General features: G+C 68.6%; 18 protein-coding genes and 1 pseudogene. 9 read left to right on the forward strand and 10 right to left on the reverse strand.

The features are described 5' to 3' along the window. Nucleotides 1-6 precede the first annotated feature (6 nt). The 7 genes from OHU35_RS02110 to OHU35_RS02140 all read right to left on the reverse strand — a co-directional run bounded on the left by OHU35_RS02110 (nt 7) and on the right by OHU35_RS02140 (nt 6,195). Nucleotides 7-1,209 (reverse strand): amidohydrolase family protein, encoded by a 1,203-nt coding sequence (locus OHU35_RS02110; RefSeq protein ID WP_405504353.1) that lies wholly within the window; start codon nt 1,207-1,209, stop codon nt 7-9. A gap of 260 nt (nt 1,210-1,469) precedes the next feature. Beyond that, entirely contained in the window at nt 1,470-2,357 is an 888-nt protein-coding gene (locus tag OHU35_RS02115) for an SDR family oxidoreductase (RefSeq protein WP_405504355.1), read from the reverse strand. Nucleotides 2,358-2,422: 65 nt separating this feature from the next. Continuing rightward, nucleotides 2,423-3,526, reverse strand: a complete 1,104-nt coding sequence (locus OHU35_RS02120; protein WP_189725295.1) for a zinc-binding dehydrogenase — start codon at nt 3,524-3,526, stop codon at nt 2,423-2,425. After that, nucleotides 3,526-4,503 (reverse strand): hypothetical protein, encoded by a 978-nt coding sequence (locus tag OHU35_RS02125; RefSeq protein WP_405504357.1) that lies wholly within the window; start codon nt 4,501-4,503, stop codon nt 3,526-3,528. The genes OHU35_RS02120 and OHU35_RS02125 overlap by 1 nt, the downstream gene beginning before the upstream one ends. 96 nt (nt 4,504-4,599) lie before the next feature. Next, nucleotides 4,600-5,343, reverse strand: a complete 744-nt coding sequence (locus tag OHU35_RS02130) for a hypothetical protein (RefSeq protein ID WP_359894583.1) — start codon at nt 5,341-5,343, stop codon at nt 4,600-4,602. 88 nt (nt 5,344-5,431) lie between these two features. Further along, a complete protein-coding gene (locus tag OHU35_RS02135) occupies nt 5,432-5,542 on the reverse strand; it encodes a fumarylacetoacetate hydrolase family protein (protein ID WP_229873030.1) in 111 nt (36 codons plus the stop codon). Then, a complete protein-coding gene (locus tag OHU35_RS02140; protein WP_189725293.1) occupies nt 5,539-6,195 on the reverse strand; it encodes a VOC family protein in 657 nt (218 codons plus the stop codon). Before OHU35_RS02140 ends, OHU35_RS02135 begins: the two co-directional genes overlap by 4 nt. Before the next feature lie 255 nt (nt 6,196-6,450). On the opposite strand from OHU35_RS02140, the gene OHU35_RS02145 reads away from it, so the two are divergent. Further along, nucleotides 6,451-8,151 (forward strand): FAD-dependent monooxygenase, encoded by a 1,701-nt coding sequence (locus OHU35_RS02145; protein ID WP_405504360.1) that lies wholly within the window; start codon nt 6,451-6,453, stop codon nt 8,149-8,151. A 10-nt stretch (nt 8,152-8,161) separates the two neighbouring features. Here the strand turns inward: OHU35_RS02145 and OHU35_RS02150 are convergent, their stop codons facing one another. The 3 genes from OHU35_RS02150 to OHU35_RS02160 form a co-directional block, all read right to left on the reverse strand. Beyond that, complete coding sequence (locus OHU35_RS02150; RefSeq protein ID WP_189725292.1) at nt 8,162-8,746, reverse strand: TetR/AcrR family transcriptional regulator; 585 nt, start codon at nt 8,744-8,746, stop codon at nt 8,162-8,164. 315 nt (nt 8,747-9,061) lie between these two features. Beyond that, nucleotides 9,062-10,597, reverse strand: coding sequence for an aldehyde dehydrogenase family protein (locus tag OHU35_RS02155; protein ID WP_189725291.1), 1,536 nt, complete (start codon nt 10,595-10,597; stop codon nt 9,062-9,064). A 292-nt stretch (nt 10,598-10,889) separates the two neighbouring features. After that, nucleotides 10,890-11,681 (reverse strand): SDR family NAD(P)-dependent oxidoreductase, encoded by a 792-nt coding sequence (locus OHU35_RS02160; RefSeq protein ID WP_405504361.1) that lies wholly within the window; start codon nt 11,679-11,681, stop codon nt 10,890-10,892. Between the two features lie 72 nt (nt 11,682-11,753). Between OHU35_RS02160 and OHU35_RS02165 the strand changes: the two genes are divergently transcribed. The 8 genes and pseudogenes from OHU35_RS02165 to OHU35_RS02200 all read left to right on the forward strand — a co-directional run bounded on the left by OHU35_RS02165 (nt 11,754) and on the right by OHU35_RS02200 (nt 18,759). Continuing rightward, nucleotides 11,754-12,209: a MarR family winged helix-turn-helix transcriptional regulator gene (locus OHU35_RS02165; RefSeq protein WP_405504363.1), complete on the forward strand. Its 456-nt coding sequence runs from the start codon at nt 11,754-11,756 to the stop codon at nt 12,207-12,209. 475 nt (nt 12,210-12,684) lie between these two features. After that, nucleotides 12,685-13,077: a nuclear transport factor 2 family protein gene (locus tag OHU35_RS02170; RefSeq protein WP_189725288.1), complete on the forward strand. Its 393-nt coding sequence runs from the start codon at nt 12,685-12,687 to the stop codon at nt 13,075-13,077. 21 nt (nt 13,078-13,098) lie between these two features. Next, nucleotides 13,099-13,797: a type 1 glutamine amidotransferase domain-containing protein gene (locus OHU35_RS02175; RefSeq protein ID WP_359894595.1), complete on the forward strand. Its 699-nt coding sequence runs from the start codon at nt 13,099-13,101 to the stop codon at nt 13,795-13,797. 172 nt (nt 13,798-13,969) lie between these two features. Next, nucleotides 13,970-14,839, forward strand: a complete 870-nt coding sequence (locus tag OHU35_RS02180; RefSeq protein ID WP_189725287.1) for a helix-turn-helix domain-containing protein — start codon at nt 13,970-13,972, stop codon at nt 14,837-14,839. A 265-nt stretch (nt 14,840-15,104) separates the two neighbouring features. Continuing rightward, nucleotides 15,105-15,239: pseudogene (locus OHU35_RS02185) on the forward strand (carboxymuconolactone decarboxylase family protein); the annotation flags it as partial. A 204-nt stretch (nt 15,240-15,443) separates the two neighbouring features. Further along, nucleotides 15,444-16,460, forward strand: coding sequence for a zinc-dependent alcohol dehydrogenase family protein (locus OHU35_RS02190; protein ID WP_189725286.1), 1,017 nt, complete (start codon nt 15,444-15,446; stop codon nt 16,458-16,460). Nucleotides 16,461-16,715: 255 nt separating this feature from the next. Next, nucleotides 16,716-17,087, forward strand: a complete 372-nt coding sequence (locus tag OHU35_RS02195) for a DUF2255 family protein (RefSeq protein WP_405504365.1) — start codon at nt 16,716-16,718, stop codon at nt 17,085-17,087. An 85-nt stretch (nt 17,088-17,172) separates the two neighbouring features. Beyond that, entirely contained in the window at nt 17,173-18,759 is a 1,587-nt protein-coding gene (locus OHU35_RS02200) for a Na+/H+ antiporter (RefSeq protein WP_405504367.1), read from the forward strand. Nucleotides 18,760-18,813 lie beyond the last annotated feature (54 nt).

Consider the following 18,813-nt stretch of genomic DNA (forward strand, 5'->3'; position numbering starts at 1 on the left):
GGTCGTTCACAGAACCAGAACGCGCTCGGCGTTGCCGTGCGCGATGCGTGCGAGGTCGGCCGGCGCGTACGGTGCGGAACGCAGGAACCCCACCGCCTCGGCGCTGGACTCGAACGGGTAGTCGATGGAGAACAGCACCCGGTCGACGCCGACGGCATGGACGGCTCCCAGCAGCGCGGCATGCGACATGACTCCGCTGGTGGTGACGTACACGTTGTTCCGCAGGTAGTACGAGGGCAGGTGCTGCACCCTGTGCTCGGCAGGCACCTGGTCGTAGCGGCTGTCGAGGCGGGCCATCTGGAACGGCAGCAGCTCGCCCATGTGCCCCAACATCACCGAGGCGCCCGGGAACTGGTCGAACACACCGCCGTAGATCAGCCGGAGCGCATGGGCACCCACCGTCGCGGTCCAGCCCCAGGACGGCCCGACCAGTACGGGATACCCGTCGAAGACCCGCCAGTTGTCCGCCGGCACAACAGCCGGATGCAGATACAGCGTCACACCGAGGCGCTCCAGCTCGGCCCATACCGGCCTGAACTGCGGCTCGTCCAGGTAGTGCCCCCGCACATGGTCGTTGTACAGCACACCCTTGAACCCGAGCTCCTGCACCGCCCGGCGCAGCTCCACGACCGCGGCCTTGGGGTCCTGCATCGGAAGGGTGGCAAAGCCCGCGAACCGTTTCGGATGTGCGGCGACCGCCTTGGCGAGACAGTCGTTGATGTGCCGCGCGGCCGCCACGGCCTCCGCGGGATCCTCGATCACTTCCACGCCCGGCGTGGAATACGAGAGGACCTGGACATCGACGCCGTTGGCGTCCATGTCCGCCAGCCGCAGCTCGGTCAGATCGTCCAGGCGACGGAACCACTCCTGCTTGATCGCCTCCGGCACTGCCATGCGCTGCCGGATCGCTTCCTCCTGCCGGACGGCTCCAGGAACGGAGAACGCCTCTTCCACAGCCACGATGCGCATGTCTTTCTCCTTCTTGGCGTTCCGATGGTCCTTTGAGCCGCCGACCTTGGCGGAAGCACGGCTGCCGGGCGCCGCCTCGGCGGCGAGCGCGGGCTGCTCCGCGACCAGACCGCCGACCACGGCGGCTCCTGAGGCAGCGGCGGTCGCGGCGATGAATCTTCGCCGGGTGGCCTCGACGGGAGGTTTGGTGGGGGGTTCGGCGGGCGGAGTCACGGCTTGGAACGGACGGTCGTCGGGCATGTCCACTCTCCCTTGAGGGTGCGCGGGTGATTGCCGGGGTCCTGGGCGAGGCGCAGGCGGCTCCATGAGGCCCGGCGTGCGGCGGAGGGCCTGCGTCCGTCGCCCCGGACAGGACGGGAGACCCCTGCAGCGGAGCCGCCGGCTCCGCTGCCAAGAATGGCTCGGCGATGCTGCGGGCGGCCGCGTCGAGACCTGGGCCCCGAGAGCGCGATCCGGGCGCGGGCACCGCGATGTGTCGGCCCGTCGACGAACGAGCGGGGTCAACTTCGCGCGGCGAACGCGACTGCCGCTTCCTCGAAGGACGCGGGTTCGCGGCCGAGCAGCATCCGCAGGACGTTGCTGTTGCCACGCAGGCCGTGCCGGTCATAGCCCTGCCACATGGCGCGCATGTCGGAGGCCCGGGACGCAGAGTCGGCAACGCCCGGCGGGAGCGGTGCGTCCGCCCAGTCCACCGTCCTCGCCTCCAGATCCACTCCTCGTGCACGCCCGGCGAAGCGCACCGCCTCCGCCAACGTGAGGGCAGGTCCCGCGAGTTCATAGGTCGCCGAGTCGTGGCCTCGCTCGGAGAGCACCTTGACAGCGACTTCCCCGAGGTCACGCAAGTCGATGAACGAGAACTCGTTGTGGACGTCGAACGGCACGTTCACGTGCCCGGCCGGGGCCCTCCCCCACGTCGACAGGACGATCTGCGCGAACATCGAGGGCTGGAGAACCGTCCAGTTCAGCCGCGAGGCCCGCACGGCGGCCTCGGCGTTCGCCTTGCGCAGGTGGTGCCGCAGCTCAGGGGTGTGGGGGTGGAGGACGGACAGGTACACGAACCGGCGCGCGCCCTCGTGCTCAGCCGCCTCGAGCGCCCTGATCGCGAGCACGTCTTCCTCCGGGTGGAACGCCGGCGGGATCATGAACACGAAGTCGGCGTTCATCAGCGCCTGACGGACGGCGTCCGGCTCCTCCAGATCGGCCTCGACGATGTCGTCCACGCCCAGGGCAGCCACTCGTTCCCGCCCTGACGGGCCGTGCACCACGGCCCGGACCCGGAATGGGGCCCGCAGCGCGGCCTCCAGCACGTACGTACCGCAGAGCCCTGCCGCCCCGATCACCGCGATCAGGGGCTGCTCCCGGCTGCGTACGGCTTCTGACTCGGACACTTTCCCGGTTTCCTCTCGCTGTTCCGAGGTGACTCCGCGGAGCCGTGACGCGCGTGTGCGTCGGGTCAGGGGTTGATCACGGTCATCCACATGGGGTCGTCGACTCGTTGCTGTATCGCGTCCATGGCCTTGAGCGCTTCGGTGAGCGGGAACCGATGGGTGATGAGCTCGTCGGCGGTGAGGGTGCCCGTCTCGAGCAGGCGCAGGACATCTGTTGCGTCCCGGCGGGTGTAGGCGCGAGTGGCGACGAAGCGCCAGCAATGCATCATCAGGGCGATGGGGGGCAGCGCCAGCGGGGTGGAGTTGCCGCCCATGTGCACGAGTGTGCCGCCGGTGGCCATGCCCGCCATGGTCTGGCTGAGGGCGGGTCCCTCCGGGATGAAGTCGATGACGGCATGGGCTCCCTCGGGTGCCAGCTCGCGCAGCCGACGGGTGAGGGTGCCGTCGGTCGGCCAGTTCTCGGGGAGTTCGTCGAGTGCGACGACACTGGCCGGTATGTCGCCGGCGAGCCCGGCGACGCGGTGGAGACGCTCGGTGTCGCGGCCGACGAGGATCAGACGGGCGACTCCGAAGTGCTCCGCGAGTTTGACCGTCGCGGTTCCCATGGTGCCGGTCGCGGCGGTGACCACGAGAGTGGCCCGTTCCTGAAGGTCGGCGCACTTGAGTGCGCGCACGGCGTTGGCCAGATCCTGGACCTTGGCCGCGACATCGAAGCCGACGGAGTCCGGCAGGGAATCGATCAGCCAGTGCGGGACACGGACGTACTCCGCGAGTCCGCCGTCGTGGTACTGCTCGTACAGGGGCATCGGGCCATCGCCGAAAGCGGCGTGGCCGAGCATGGCCTGCTGGGCGCACATCATGTCCCGGTCGGTACGGCAGTAGTCGCACTCACGGCAGTTCAGCAGAGGGTGGACCCGCACCCGGTTGCCGACCGCGTGGCCCGTGACGTCCCGGCCGACGGCGGAGATGACGCCTGCGGCCTCGTGGCCGAGTGTGGTGGGCAGGTGCTTGAGCGCTCCCATCCGAAGCAGGCGCGTGATGCCCGGTGCCAGGCCGGCGGAAGCGACCTTCACGACCACGTCGAGCGGACCCGGCTCGGGGACGGGCACCTCCTCCAGGACGAGTGCTTCGGCGCCCTGGTGCGCTCGCAGGGCGAGCATCGTGGCCATCAGCGGACCTCCACAAGGCGTTCGTGGGTGTAGGCATCCGCTGTACGCGTGGTCTTGGCGACCTGGGGCAGTTCCTGGTGCGAGAGGAGACTGACGTAGCCGCCGGGCTCGGTCGCGACACTGGCGTGGGAGATGCCGAGCGGGATGCGCACGAGGTCGCCCGGCTCGAGGTCGACGACGCCCCGCTGGGTGATCAGCGTGCGGTGGCCGTGGGCCTGGTACTGGATCTCGTCGGCGTCGAGGGTGCGCCGATAGCGGCGCTGCCCGCCAGGAGTGGTGGTGACCATGCCGAGGCGGATGCGATCGGTCGTGTACAGCCAGGTGACGTCCTGACCGGGATCGGCCCGCAGCACCGCCATCCGCCGGTCCTCCTGGTGCACCTGCTCGAGCAGGAGCTGTTCGTCGACCCCGAAGACGGTGATGTCGTGACCGAGCGCGGCCATGCACTGGGTGATCGCCTCGTTGGCCTCGCCGGGCTGCCAGCCGGGGAACGGCGGGAACAGGGCCCCGGACTCCCGCTGGGCCGGCGCCAACTCGGTGACCGGCGCGGGGATGTAGAACAGCAGGTGGCTGTCCTCGCGGCCGAAGTTGTCGTGGGCGACGCCGCGCGGGATACGGGAGAAATCGCCGGGCTGGAACTCGATCACGCCGAGTTCGGACATCAGGGTCCGCTCGCCGCCGATCTGGTAGGAGATCTCGTCGACGTCGCAGTTGCGGTGGTAGAACGGCTGCCGACCGTCGAGTTTCTGCCACTCCACGCGGATCTCGTCGTTCTCGTAGACGCCGCGCGGCGGGGCGAATGCCTCCGGCTCGTACTGCTGCGGGTAGTGCACCACGGTCAGCGGCGGGTGCTCCTCCCACAGCTTGACGGGCACCTTCGGGGGATGGGGCGGCGAGAGCAGCAGGTGCTCGTCGCGGACGACGTTGCGCAACGGATGGTCGGAGCCCAGGACCATGACGTCTTCAACGACACTCACGGGGACCTCCTTGTCCTTGGGGAAATGAGTGGATCGACTCGGGTGACGCGGAGGGAATGTGTCTCGCAGCCTGTTGCCTGGAGCCCGTGGCAGTGCTCACTTCTTTCGGCCCCAGTACATCTCGATGCCCTTCCATTCCATCAGCTGAGGGCTGTCGACCTTGTCTCCGAACGCCTCGCGGATCTGCTCTCCGGAGTAGTAGGGAATGTCGTCCACGGGGACGTGTGCGAAGAGTTTGTCGAACCACTGCCGAAGGTGGACGTCGGAGTTGATACGGGAGGAGAACGTCGCTCCCTTCAAGACCGATTCGGCCAGCACGATGCGCCGGCCGGGCTTCATCACGCGTAGCAGGTCCGCGGCCGTCTCGTGCCAGTCGTCACAGTGTTGTGTCGCCTGCAGCACGGCGACGCAGTCGTATGCCTCGTCGTCCACCGAGTCCGTGTACGACCAGCGCCAGCAGCCGATCTGGCCGTTGCGGCCGGGGACCTTGCCCAGGACGGCGTTCCGTCCGTCCTTGATGATCTCCACGGTGTCGATGACGCCCTCCGGTCCCACCAGGGCCCGCATGTCCTCGACCCAACCGGAGGGCGCGATGCCCTCACCGATGAGCAGAACCCGGTCTCCGGGGCGGAGTTCGAGCAGACCGTAGACGATCTCGGAGATCGGCCGGGCCAGCTCCTGCCAGATGTACGGCAGGCCACCGGCGATGGCCATGGCCATTTCCCATTTCGCCCGCAGGGTGACGTCGTGGATCTCCGGCCCGAAACGCTCCTCGTCCCACGGCTGGATGTACTCCCATGGGTCTCCGCCACCGAATCCGTTCTTCATTTCCGTGCTCACTTCGTTGCCTCCTGTGCGGGCCGCCGGAGTCGAGTGGTGAAGGCGCCATTCCTCCGGCCGGAATGCCGCCTCCGACGCGCCCGGTCCGTCAGGCGCAGATGTTGACAAGGGAGCCGATGCCCTCGATCTCGATGCGGGCCTCGGTACCGGACTGCAGGAAGCGTCCCTGCTTGTGCCCGACGCAGGCCGGCGTTGTCACAGGGCCACCGCCTGGTTGTCGAGGCGCAGCAACTCGCTCTCGGGGGCACCGGCACGGTAATGGGCGACGAAGCGATCGGGGTCGAGCTCCAGGCCCGAAGGGTTCGCCGCGAAGACGGGCCCGGACATGAAGGCCACCTCCTCCTCGGTGGTGGCGAAGTTGGCGCACGAGAACTCGACGATGTTCCCGTCCGGGTCGCGGTAGTAGAAGCTGGTGGCCTGGCCGTGGTTGGCGGCACGGTGCGGGCGCACGCCGATGGAGGCCATGTGTTCGTGCTGGGAGATGAGGTCGCCCAGAGTGCCGACGCCGAACTGGAAGTGATGCAGGCCCGGCCCGGAGGCGTCGGTCCCGATCAGGCTGTCGATGCCGAACAGCGCGAGGACCTGGCTGTGCGGGGAGTCATGCACACGGAAGAAGCCCAGCCGGACGTCGACCGCTCGCTCGGGCATCCCCGCGGGACGCGGCGGAGCGTCGGGATCCGGGGTCCGCTCGTAGAACGGGCCGTGTCCCAGTACGTGCGTGTAGAAGGCGGACATGCCGTCGTAGCGGCCGGTCTTGAGCACGAGCTCGGAGAGCTGCAACGCGACGGCTTGGGTTCCGCCGGCCCCTGTCCCGGTCTCGGTCTCGGTCTCGGTCTGGGGGGTCGTCGTCATCGTGGGGCCTCCTTGCCCGTCAAACGGTGGGGCGCGACGGCCTTGAGGTAGAGCGCGTGATTCGCCACTTGCCGCCGGTACGGCGGAACTGCCTGTCTCTTGAACCGAAGATGAGCGTAGCACCGCACATGATCCGTCAAAAGTCTTGTATTTTCCCAGGTCTTCCGTGCAGCGGCATGCGCGTGCGACTCTGACCCCGGTTCAAGAGGTGGGGCCATGAGCGGTCCGACCCTTGCTCAGGAAGGCAGATCTTCTATGTCTGACCAGCACGAGAGAGCCGGATCCCGGCGCGTCCTGGTCGTGGGAGCGGGGCCCGTGGGCCTTGCCCTCGCGACCGAGTTGGGGTGGCGTGGTGTACCGGTCACCGTGATCGATCAGGGCGACGGCCGCGTGCCCTTTCCAGCAGGCGAGGCGATCTTTTCCCGCACCATGGAGCACCTTCGCCGCTGGGGTTGCGCGGAAGAGGCCCGCACGGAGTCGGCACCGCCCCCGGACTACCCGCACCGCACGGTGTTCGCCACCTCCGCCACCGGGCGCGTCCTCACCGAGTTCGACTACGGGGTCACCAACCGGTCTTCGGGCGTGTACACCCCGCTGACGCCGGAGGGTCCGGCGTTCCTGTCCAAGTTCTCCTTCGTGCCGTTGCTCGCACGCACGGCCGGTGAACTGCCAGGAGTCGAGATCAGGTACGGCACCCGCCTGGAGACGATGGAGCAGGACTCCGAGGGTGTCCTGGCCGTGGTGCGCGACGTGGCGAGCGGCGCCACCGAGACGCTGGCCGGCACGTACCTGGTGGCCTGTGACGGAGGCCGCAGCGGCGTACGTCGGGCACTCGGCATCGAGTTCGAGGGCATGTTCGCCCAGGGACACAACTTCGCCGTGCACTTCCGTGCGCCGCAGCTGATGGACCTGCTGCGAGAGCGGCTGGGCGGTCCCGCGGTGCAGATCCACACCTTGTCGTCGGCGCGCAGGCCTTACATCACGGTCGTCAACGGCGTCGACGAATGGCGGCTCTCGGTCTACCTGGACCAGGAGCCCGACCCCGACGACGCGGTCGCCTGGATACGCGAGGCCGCCGGTGCGCCGATCGACGTGGAGATCCTCGCAGCGCAGCCTTGGAGCGGACACTGCGTCGTGGCCCGCACCTACCGTGAGGGGCGGGTGTTCCTCGCGGGCGACGCGGCGCACCTGCTGTGGCCCAAGGGGGGCTTCGGCGCCAACACCGGCATCGGTGACGCCGTGGACCTCGGCTGGAAGCTCGCCGCGACGCTCCAAGGATGGGGAGGCCCGGCGCTCCTGGACAGCTACGAACAGGAGCGGCGGCCGATCGCCGTCCGCAACGTCACGGAAGCCTCCAGCAACTGGAGGGCCGACGCGCAGCTCGCCCCCGATCCCGTGCTCGACCGTATGGACGCGGAAGGCGAACGGCTCCGACGTGAGATGGGCGAGGAGATCCGCCGGTCCCGGGCGAAGGAGTTCCGTTGCACGGGCGTTCAGCTCGGATACCGCTACAGCGGCTCACCGATCTGCGTGCCGGACGGCAGCCCGGAGCCGCCCGACGAGCCTGACGAGTACGTCCCGTCGACGTGGCCCGGCTGCCGCGCACCGCACGTCCGGCTGCCCGACGGCAGTTCGGTGCTCGACCACTTCGGGCGCGGGTTCACGCTCGTGGTCTCGGGTTCCGCGGACCCGACGCCTCTGGTGAAGACCGCCCGCCGGTGCGGTGTGCCGTTGACGGTGCTGCGCCTGGCCGACCCGGCGGCCGCGGAGCTGTACGAGCGGCCGCTCGTACTCGTCCGCCCGGACGGCCACGTCGGCTGGCGGGGCCGTCAAGCGCCCGAGGATCCCGTCGCCGTGCTCGACATGCTGCGCGGGGCAACGGTTGCGCTTCCGGAGGCGAAAGCGCCCGGTGAGGCGCGGGCGGTATCAGCGGGAGTCGGGAGCCACCTCATCTGAGATACCGCTCTCAGCGCTCCCGCCCCTTGGCCCCCGAACTCGCGGCCAGGACGGAATCCATCAGAAGCCGGATCATCTCGTGCGCCGGCCTGTTCCGGTCGTTGGGCACATTCGCCCCTTCGAACACGGCGACCGCGGCATCGCGGACGAGCGCGGCATCGACGCCGGGGGCGTGATCGAGGCCGCGCTCGGCCATGAGCTCGTCGACCAGTCCCACGATCCAGTTCAGGAAGGTGTCGTGGGCCTCGCGGACTGCCTCCGAATGAGGAAGCCGGTCGTGCATGGCCTGGTGCAGAGGCCGGGAATAGCGCATGTCGGACAGCCCGCGCACCAGGCGGCTCAGCGGGTCGGCACCGGCCTGCTCCTCGTTGAGGATGCGGATCTCGCGACTGAGCATGCGGTTCATGACGGCGGCGAAGATGTGGTCCTTGGAATCGAAGTACCAATAGACGTTGCCCCGGGCCACGCCGGCGGCGGCACTGATGTCCGCCATCGTGGTCTTGGCGTAGCCCTTCGAGAGAAAGAGCTCGGTGGCCGCGGCTAGCAGATCACCCGTGCGCTCCTCCCGGGGGATCTGTTGGCGGTTCCGCGGCATCCCGACTCCTCCCATGAGTTCACCACATCTCACGTGAGTGTAGACACCCGGCAGGCCCCGCCCTGCTCAGGAGGAAGGAGTGCTGTGACCACCGGCTTCCGGCGAGGAGTCCTAGGAGATCTCCTGCCGGGGAAGAAGCGGCGCGTTCAGCGCGAGGAGCGTGCGCCTCGACCTCAGTGTGACGTCCGGTACCCGGATCCAAGACGGTGCGACGTCTCGAACCCGGGTGCAGGGCCGGTCGATGGCCTGCCTCCTGGAGAGGCGGACGGCGCACCGGGCTCGGTCCGGAACGTCCGTCGGCGCCCGTGAGTCGACTCAGTCCGACGTCTCGCCGCTCTCCGCCAGGATCCTGTTCCGGACGCCGGCGAGGGCCCCCGCCATGGCCCCCTGCGGCCTGCCGAAGGTCGAGGCGGAGAACCGGGCGGGGCCGGTCTTGGCGGTGAAGGAGTGCGCGTAGGCGAACTCCCGCAGTCCCTCCTCCCCCTGCTTGCGCCCGTAACCGCTGTCGCCGCGGCCGCCGAAAGGCACCGCAGGATTCATGGAGAACACCAGTGCGTCGTTGATACTGGTCATTCCCACGCGAAGGCGTCGGGCAATGGCTTCGCCGTGGTCGCGGCTGAAGACGGCGCTGCCCAGTCCGTAGCGGCCGGCGTTGATGTGGGCGACGGCCTCATCGGCGTCGGCGACCTCGATGACCGCCAGCGTCGGCCCGAACGTCTCCTCCGTCGCCGCGAGGGCGTCGGGGGCCACTCCGACCAGGATGGTGGGCGCGACATAGCGGTCACCCACCGCGTCGGGGCCGCCGACGGTGGCTGTCGCGCCGCGCTCCAGAGCATCCTGGATGTGTTCCCGGATGATCGAGGTCTGGCTCGGCAGCGGGACCGGCCCGATCTCCGCATCCTCGTCGCTGCCGACGCGTACCTGCCCGGCAAGCTCGCTGATCTTCTGGACGAATGCCTCGTGCACCGACTCGACGACGTAGGCCACTTCGAGACTGATGCAACCGTGCCCGGTGTTCTGCATGGCGCCCCACACGATGTGAGCGGCTGCTTCGTCCAGGTCGGCGTCCTCGGCGACGATGACGCCGTCCTTGCCGCCGAGTTCCAGCAGAACGGGGGTCAAGGTCTGAGCACATTGGCCGGCCACCATCCTGCCCGTGGCGACGCTGCCCGTGAACGCGAGCTTGTCGAGGCCGGCGTCGATGAGTGCCTGCCCCGTGGCCCCGTAGCCGTTCAGGTTCTGCAGAACCGTCGGCAGGTCCGGAACGGCACGCTGCCAGGTTCGGATCAGCCATTCAGCGACGCCGGGCGTGATCTGGCTGGGCTTGAGGACGACGGCGTTCCCGGCCGCGAGGGCGTCGGCGAGGATGGCCGCAGGGGTGAGCAGGGGAAAGTTCCACGGCCCTATGACGCCGACCACGCCGTAGGGCTGGTACTCGACCCACGCACGCTGGTTGGGCGTGGTGGGGCTGGCCGGAACGTCCCGGCGCCCCAGGACGCGCGCGGCGTTGTCAGCGGCGTACTGCAGGTGCTCGAGAGTCCCGAGCACCTCCACGCGGGCGTCGTCGAGGGGCTTGCCGTTCTCGGCGTGAATGAGTGCGGCGCCCTCCTCACCGCTCGAAGCTATCTGCCGCCGCCACGCGCGCAGCCGCTCCGCGCGGCCCTCGAAGCCGAGGTCCCACCAGGCCCCGGTGACCGAGCGGGCGGCGGAGACGGCCGCGGCCGCCTCTTCCTTGCCGGCCACGGGGTAGCGCGCGAACTCGGTTCCGGTGGCCTGGTCGATGGTGACGATCTCGGTCGCGTCGTATCCGGTGACGCCGTCACGTGTGATCGTCGGAATGTTGTCGGTCATAGGTCTTCCCCTGACTTTCTTACGCCCGCCGGCATGAGCCGCGCCCGTGGGTGAGGGCAGATGGCGGACGTGGTCTTCGGCACGAGCGGCCGTTGGACTGCAGTCGTCGCGGGCGGACACGAAGGACTGCGCGGACGAGATCATGGAGAACGCGTGCCGTGCCGAATATTCGGCAGTGGGGCACTGGTTGCCGCATATCCGGAAGCTCCCTCGGCGGACGGACGTGGCGCACCGTCGGAAGGCGGCCGGGGCCGCGGCCGGGGCGGGAACGGCGCCGAGGAGGCGTCCGCGGCTACGCCTGCGGGCCGCGGTAGCGAGCCGCCGGGGTGGGCTGGTTCCCGCCGGTGACCAGAGCGGATTCCGCGGCCAGCAAGGCGTCGAGGGCTGCGGCTTGGTCCTCCAAACCAAGGGCGCACACGGTCTCCCCCAGGCGCAGTCCGGCAAGGCTGGCCGAGGCGACGTCCTGCGGGGTCATCGCCCAGGGGATGTCGCGGCCCACGCCTTCGTTCCACTCCGTGGCCACGACGCCGGGCAGCAGCACTTGCGTACGGATGGGCGTGTCGGCGAGTTCACCTGCGAGGGTCCGGGTGAAGGCGACGGTGGCGGCCTTCGCCGCCGCATAGAGAGTGCGTCGGGGTGCGCGAGGATCCTCGAGGCCCCCGCTGAAGGCCAGCAGCGACGCCACCGTGACGATCGTGCCTTCCGCGGCGGCGAGCATTCCGGGAAGCGCGGCACGGGCCAGCTGCACGGGGGCCACGGCGTTGAGAGTGAGCAGTCGGTCGACGTCGGCGGGGTCGACATCGACGAGCGGGGCGTAGCCGCCGGCACCGGCATTGCTGACCAGCAGGCGCACGTCCCCTGCGGCGAGGCGACCGGCGACAGCGGCGATGCCCTCGTGGGTGCCGAGATCAGCGGGCAGCACCTCCACAGCCGCACCCCGGGCACGGAGCTCCCCTGCGTAGCCGCCGAGCCGGTCCGCGCGGCGCGCCACCAGGACGAGGTCGTGGTCCTCCGCCAGCAGACGGGCGTATTCGGCGCCGATGCCGGAGGAAGCGCCGGTGATGAGAGCGATCGTGCGAGTCATACCCCGAGCATGACTCAAGCATTAGCGGTGTGTCAAACGCTTGATGCTCATGAAGTGTCGTACCCTTGGCAGGTGACACGTAATGACGAGGAGCCTGTCGGGTCCGGCGCGCTCGACCGGGTGACCTGGGCACTGCGCCGCGCGGAACTGGCGGTGCAGACACTCAAGGAACAGCGGCTACGCCCGCTGGGCATGGCAGCCGCGCACTACACCCTGCTGATGTCGGTGCACAGCGAACCAGGGCTGGCCGGCGCCGAGTTGGCCCGGCGCCTCAACGTGACCCCCCAGGCCGTCGCCTCGCTGGTGGCACGCCTGGAGGGCCGCGGGCAGCTGGAGAGGCGGGAGCACCCGCGCCACCGGCACGTGCAGGAACTGCACCTCACCGACGCCGGACGGGAAGCACTGCGCGCGGCCGACCAGGTGATCGCCGACATCGAGCACCACATCACCGAGGGCCTCGGACCGGAAGAAAGCGCGCAATTGCGAACGCTGCTCGACCAGGTGAGCAAGGCGGTGCGCAACGCCTGAGCCGGTCGGCTGACAGGCGCCGCCTACGAGGCCGTACGTCCCGAACACTCATGGACTGGGTCTACGGTCCCACGGCGCTGCCCTCGACCAGGAGCCTCACATGTATCCGTCCATTGCCTTGGATTCCGTGGAGATGTGAGCGACCTGACCACACGGCTCGTGCGTCGGCGGCGCAGAACGATCGCGAGGTCGGCCACCCCTGGACAGGGAAGAATTCATCCCGGGAAAATTCCTCCCCCCCCTTCAGAAATCGGCTTGGTGAGGATCCGCCAGTTCTTGAGATGTCACCGGCCCCGGAGAGTGATAGGGAGGGGACATTTTCCTCCCCCTCACAGCGCGCACTTCCGGTGCAAGGCTTGGTCGCGCACCGAGCAAGACATTCGAGGAGCCGCATCACCATGTGCCGTCCGGCTGTCCGCAGTCGCCATCGCACCAGTGGACACAGTTGGTCGCCCCCCCCCGCAAGGAGTACAGCATGTCCGACTCCCCACACCTCGCCCTCATCCGCTGCCTGTACGAATCCGGGATGGCGCCAGAGGTCACCGCGGAGGTCATGGCGCCGAACCTCGTCTGGGACATCACCCCCGGCTTCCCGAACAGCGGCGTGTACCACGGCTGGGACAGCGCGGGGAAGGACTTCTTCGGAAAGATGATGCCGAACTACGAGTCCTTCGGCGCGGTGCCCGAGGAGTTCTACGCGGACGACGAGGGCCACGTCTTCGTGTACGGGCATTACCACGCCGAGACCAAAACCGGGAACAAGGCCGACGTCCGCTTCATCCACCTGTGGACCGTCCGCGACGGCAAGGCCGTGAGCATGCGGCAGGCCGCCGACAGTCACGTCCTCCAGGAAGCCCTCGCGGGCTGAGACCACCACCAGGAGACCTCCGTGACGAAGATCCTCTTCGTGATCACAGCCGCCGACCACTGGACACTGGCCGACGGCACCCGCCAGCCCACTGGCTTCTGGGCCGAGGAAGCCCTCGGCCCCTACCAGATCTTCAAGGAGGCCGGATATCAGATCGCCGCCGCCACACCCGGCGGTGTACCGCCGACAGTCGACGTTCTCAGCCTCAGCCCCGACTTCAACAACGGCGAGGAAGGCGCGGAGCGCATGCGGACCGCGCTGCGCGAGGCGACCGAACTGGCACACCCGATGCGCATCGAGGACGTCACCATCGACGACTACGAAGCCGTCTTCTACCCCGGTGGCTGGGGCCCGATGGAGGACCTGCCCGGCGACGCCGCATCCGGCAAGCTGCTCACCGACTGGATCACCTCGGGCAAGCCGGTGTCCCTGGTGTGTCACGGCCCCGCCGCGCTGCTGGCCACCATCGGTCCGGACGGCACCTCCCCGTACGCCGGCTACCGGCTGACCGGCCTCTCCAACGCCGAGGAGCAGCAGAACGGACTGGCGGACCGCGCGAAGTGGCTGCTCCAGGACCGCCTCGTCAGCGAGCTCGGAGCGGACTACCGTGAGGCCGACCCGTTCACCCCGCACGTCGAAGTGGACCGCACCCTGTACACCGGCCAGAACCCGGTCTCGGCGGTTCCGCTGGCTCAGGAGCTGGTCAAGGCACTGCGCTGACGGGCTGACGCAACAGCTGTCCTCTTTATCGGCAGTCGAGTACGCACCGTGGTGCGTACCCGGCATCCGAGTTCTGTGGAAAGCGTGATTCTCATCCGCAGGCCAAGCGGAAGTGGGCGATGATTTTTTTCTCGCCTCTCACAGCGGCTGGATTCTGTGCGAGGCTGAGTACGTGACCCGCGATCCTCATTTGAACGAGCTGGGTGAGTTCCTCAAAGCGCGTCGTGCCGAGCTCAGCCCTTCCGACGTGGGACTCCGTGGCGGAGAGAGACGGCGTGTGCGCGGTCTGCGTCGTGAGGAGGTGGCTCTTCTCGCTGCGATCAGCACCGAGTACTACACGCGGATAGAGCAGGGCCGTCTCCAGGCATCTGCTCCCCTCCTGGACGAGATCTCCCAGGTGCTCCGTCTGAACGAAGCCCAGCGAATCTACCTTGCCGAGCTCGCGGCCAAGCAGACGGTGCGCCCGTCGGCCTCGGGCGACCGACAGCAGGTGGATACGCAGTTGCAGCGCATGCTGGACGATCTCACCGCCACTCCGGCCTTCGTCATCGGCCGGCGGACCGACATCCTGGGCTGGAACCAGCTCGCCGCCGCGGTGTGGACCGACTTCGGGCGCTATCCGGAGCAGGAGCGTGTGTTCCTCCGGCTGCTGTTCACCGAACCATGGATGCGCGAGCTCTACGCGGACTGGGAGGAGGTCACCCGGCTGGCCATCGCTCACTTGCGCATGGAGAGCGCGCGCTATCCCGGCGAACCGCGCCTAGCCGCTCTGGTCGAGGAACTCTCCGCGCGCGACGCGCAGTTCCGTCAGTGGTGGACGGAACATGACGTCGCGATGCGGGACAAGGGTACGAAGAAGCTTCGTCACCCGGTGGTGGGCGAGCTGACGCTCGACTGGAACACGCTGACGTGCGGCACGGACCCCGAGCAGCACATCATCGTCTGGAACGCCGAACCCGGTTCCCCGTCCCACGACGCGCTGCGGCTGCTGGCCTCATGGGCCCCCGACCAGAAGTCAGCCGCGTCCGACACCGTCAGGTGAGTACTCCCGTCAGACAATTCTCCCAGCTCATTCAGATGTGAGTAGCTGGTCACGATTGCGCGTCTCGCGCCGGCCGGTCCTGACGAGGGGGGGTACGGATTTGTCCCTGGATAAGTCGTGCCCAGGATGGAACTCTCCCCTTTGCGGGCTCGCGCGACGGCGGCAGGGTCGATGACGTGGTCGGCGACCAGGACGGCATCGCGACGAGCATTCACCCGCACAAGCGGGGCCGCCACCTTTGAGGCACATGCTAGGAGCACTACCCATGCCCGAACGGAAGAAGTTCGCTCCGCCGGCGATCCAGGAATTCGCCCCCAAGCTCGCGGAAGTGACCGACACCGTCCTGTTCGGGGACATCTGGGAGCGACCGGGTCTGTCCCCGCACGACCGCAGCCTGGTCTGATCGTGGACAGCTCTGCCCAGTCGAGCTGAGCTTTCTCCTGGTCGCCCCTACTCCACATCGCGGGCTTCCCCCCCCACCTCATGAACCGCCGCCCGGCGACGTCATCCACACATCCCGGATGAGCAGCACTGGCACGGTGGCGCGTCACCACCCGTTCCCGCCCCTGACGCGTCGACAGATCCGAAAGCCGGAGAGAGCATCATGCGAGCAACCATCATTCACGCGCCCGGTGACGTACGAGTGGAGATCTCCCCTGAGCCAAAGATCGTGGCGCCCACGGACGCGGTCATCCGCACCGTCGCCACCTGCGTGTGCGGCTCGGACCTGTGGAACTACCGGGGCATCAACCCGGTCACCGAGCCGCAGCCGATCGGCCACGAGTACGTAGGCATCGTCGAGGAGGTCGGCAGCGACGTATCGACGGTGAAGCCCGGAGAGTTCGTCATCGGCTCCTTCATCGCCTCCGACAACACCTGCCCGATCTGCCGGGCCGGCTATCACACCTCCTGTCTGCACCGGGACTTCCCCAACGGCTGCCAGGCCGAGTACGTCCGCGTCCCCCTCGCCGACGGCACCCTGGTCGCCACCCCGGGGCAGCCGGCCGAGGAACTGATCCCCAGCCTGCTGACCCTGTCCGACGTCATGGGCACCGGCTGGTACGCCGCCGAGGCGGCCGAGGTCAGGCCCGGTTCGACGGCCGTGGTCGTCGGCGACGGCGCGGTGGGCCTGTGTGGGGTCATCGCCGCGAAGGAACTGGGCGCCGAGCGCATCATCGCCATGAGCCGGCACGAGTCCCGGCAGAAGCTGGCGCTGGAGTTCGGCGCGACCGACATCGTCACTGAGCGCGGCGAGGAAGGCGTCGCCCGCGTCAAGGAACTGACGAACGGCATCGGCGCCGAGTCCGTCCTCGAGTGCGTCGGCACCCAGGAGTCTCTTCATCAGGCCCTGCAGTCCACCCGCCCCGGCGGCAACGTCGGCTTCGTCGGGATGCCGCACGACGTGCAGATCGACGGTCAGGAGCTCTTCTTTTCCCACGTCGGTCTACGTGGTGGTCCCGCCCCCGTGCGCGCTTACCTTCCCGACCTCATCGACCGCGTCGTCGGCGGCCGTATCAACCCCGGCAAGGTCTTCGACCTCACCCTGCCCCTGGACGAGGTGGCCGAAGGTTACAAGGCCATGGACGAGCGCCGCGCCATCAAGGCACTGCTCCGTCCCTGACATGAAACGCGGTGGTGGTGCGTGCGGATCAGCGGCGCCCACCTCGGTGAACCCCTCTCCGCCGCGCCCGCGTAGCCCCGGCCCGCCACGGTGCTCGGCGCAGTGCCGGCGGGCCACGGCGGCATCCGTACAGCCCGCACGAAAGCCTGCCCGTTGACGACCTCCGTCAACGCCGCGACGAACTTCTTGCTGCGACCGAGGACCGTGCGAACTTCCTCCCGCTCTCGCAGGATCAAGGTAAGGGGAGAAACACCGATGACGACATGGACGAGCGACGAGCTCGACCACATCGCGGGAGCCGACGAGTTGCAGATGGCGCCGCTCAGGCGCAATGGGATTCTGCGCAGGCCGGTGCCGATCTGGGTCGTCCGCGACGGTGACGACCTGTACGTCCGCTCCTTCCGTGGTACGGACGGCGGCTGGTGGCGCGCGGCTCGCGCGAGCCACATGGGGCACATCCGTTCCGGCGGCGTCGCCAGGGACGTCACCTTCGTCGAGGTGCCGGACACCGAGATCAACGACCGCATCGACACCGCGTACCACACCAAATACGGCCGCTTCGGTGGCTCGTACGTCAACCCCATGGTGGCGGCACGCACGACCACACTGAAGCTGGTGCCCAGATGAGCCAGACATTCCAGATGAGCGAGGCATTCCCGGTTCACGCCGCTGAACTCCCGTCGGCAGTTCGACCGACGCAGGAGTAGGTGCCGTGCTCGGTCTTGAACTCGTCGTACTCCTGGGCGCAGCGGTGCTTGCGGGCCAGGTCGTCGCACAGCGCTTGAGTGTCGCACCGCCTGTCGTGCTGCTGGTCGTGGGTGCCCTTCTGGGGCTGGTCCCAGCCGTCCGCCAGACGCAACTTCCCCCGGAAGTGGTGCTGCTGCTCTTCCTGCCGGTGCTGCTGTACTGGGAGAGCCTCACCACCTCCATGCGGGAGATCCGTACGAACCTGCGCGGCATCGTCCTGCTCAGTACGGTCCTGGTGATCCTGACCGCATGGGCCGTGGCGGTGGCCGGGCACGCGCTCGGACTGCCGTGGGGTCCGGCGTGGGCGCTGGGCGCGGCCGTGGCTCCCACCGACGCGACAGCGGTGGGTGTCCTGGCTCGCTCCCTGCCGCGTCGTCAGGTCACCGTGCTGCGTGCCGAAAGCCTCGTCAATGACGGCACCGCCCTGGTCATCTTCGGCCTGGCGGTGGGTCTCACCGTCGGCGAGGAAGACCTCACCCTTCCGCACGTCGGCGCACTGTTCCTCCTGGCCTACGGCGGTGGAGCCGCGGTCGGCGTGGCGGTCGCCTGGATCAACATGAACCTGCGACGGCGCCTGGACGATCCCCTGCAGGGCAATCTCGTGATGATTCTGGCGCCGTTCACGGCCTATCTGCTCGCCGAGTTCATCCACGCCTCCGGAGTCCTCGCGGTCGTCGTGAGCGGGCTGATCATGGCCCAGGTGGCGCCGAGCCTCATCCGCGCCGAGCACCGTCGGCAGGCGCTGGCCTTCTGGCCGCTTGCCACTTTCCTCATCAACAGTGCGCTGTTCGTCCTGGTCGGAGTGGAACTCCAGTACGCGCTACGTCACTTGAGCCGGGCCGACCTGCAGGACGCCCTGATCGCGATCGGAGTGGTCAGCGTGGTGCTGGTCGTGGTCCGGTTCGCGTTCCTGTTCTCCTCCGCCTACCTGATCCGCGCCATCGACCGGCGTGCCCGGCAGAGGGAGCTGAGAATCAGTCACCGGGCCCGTGCGGTCAGCGGGTTCGCGGGCTTTCGGGGCGCGGTGTCGCTCGCCGTGGCGCTCTCCGTACCGGAAGCCCTCGACTCCGGCGCGCCCTTCCCCGACCGCGACTTCATCGTCTTCGTCACCTCCGGCGTCATCGTGGTCACTCTCGTCGTACAGAGCCTGCTGCTGCCGGGCGTGGTCCGCTGGGCACGACTGCCGCGCGACACCTCCATCGACGAGGAAGAGATCCTCGCCGAGACCACGGCGACCGAGGAGGCCGTCGAGGCACTACCGCGGCTTGCGGACGAACTGGGCACCACCCCGAAGGTCACGGAGTGGCTGCGCCAGGAGTACGGGGCCCACCTGGCAACCGTACGAGCGAGAGGCGCGGGCACCGACGAGGATCCGGCCCTGCTCCACAACCGCCACTACACCGACCTCCGTCTCGCTCTCATCGCCCACAAACGCGCGACGGTCGTCCGCCTGCGCGACGAACGGCAGATCGACGACACCGTGCTGCGCCGGCTCCAGGCCGCCCTGGACAACGAAGAGGTGCGGTTGGCCGGACGCGAACAGGTGGAGTGAGCCGAGTCCGACACCCGGCCTGCGCCAAGCCCATAGGAAGGGATCCGTCCTGCC

The organism is Streptomyces purpurascens, from assembly GCF_045040895.1.
In the GTDB taxonomy this organism is placed as follows: Bacteria; Actinomycetota; Actinomycetes; order Streptomycetales; family Streptomycetaceae; genus Streptomyces; species Streptomyces purpurascens.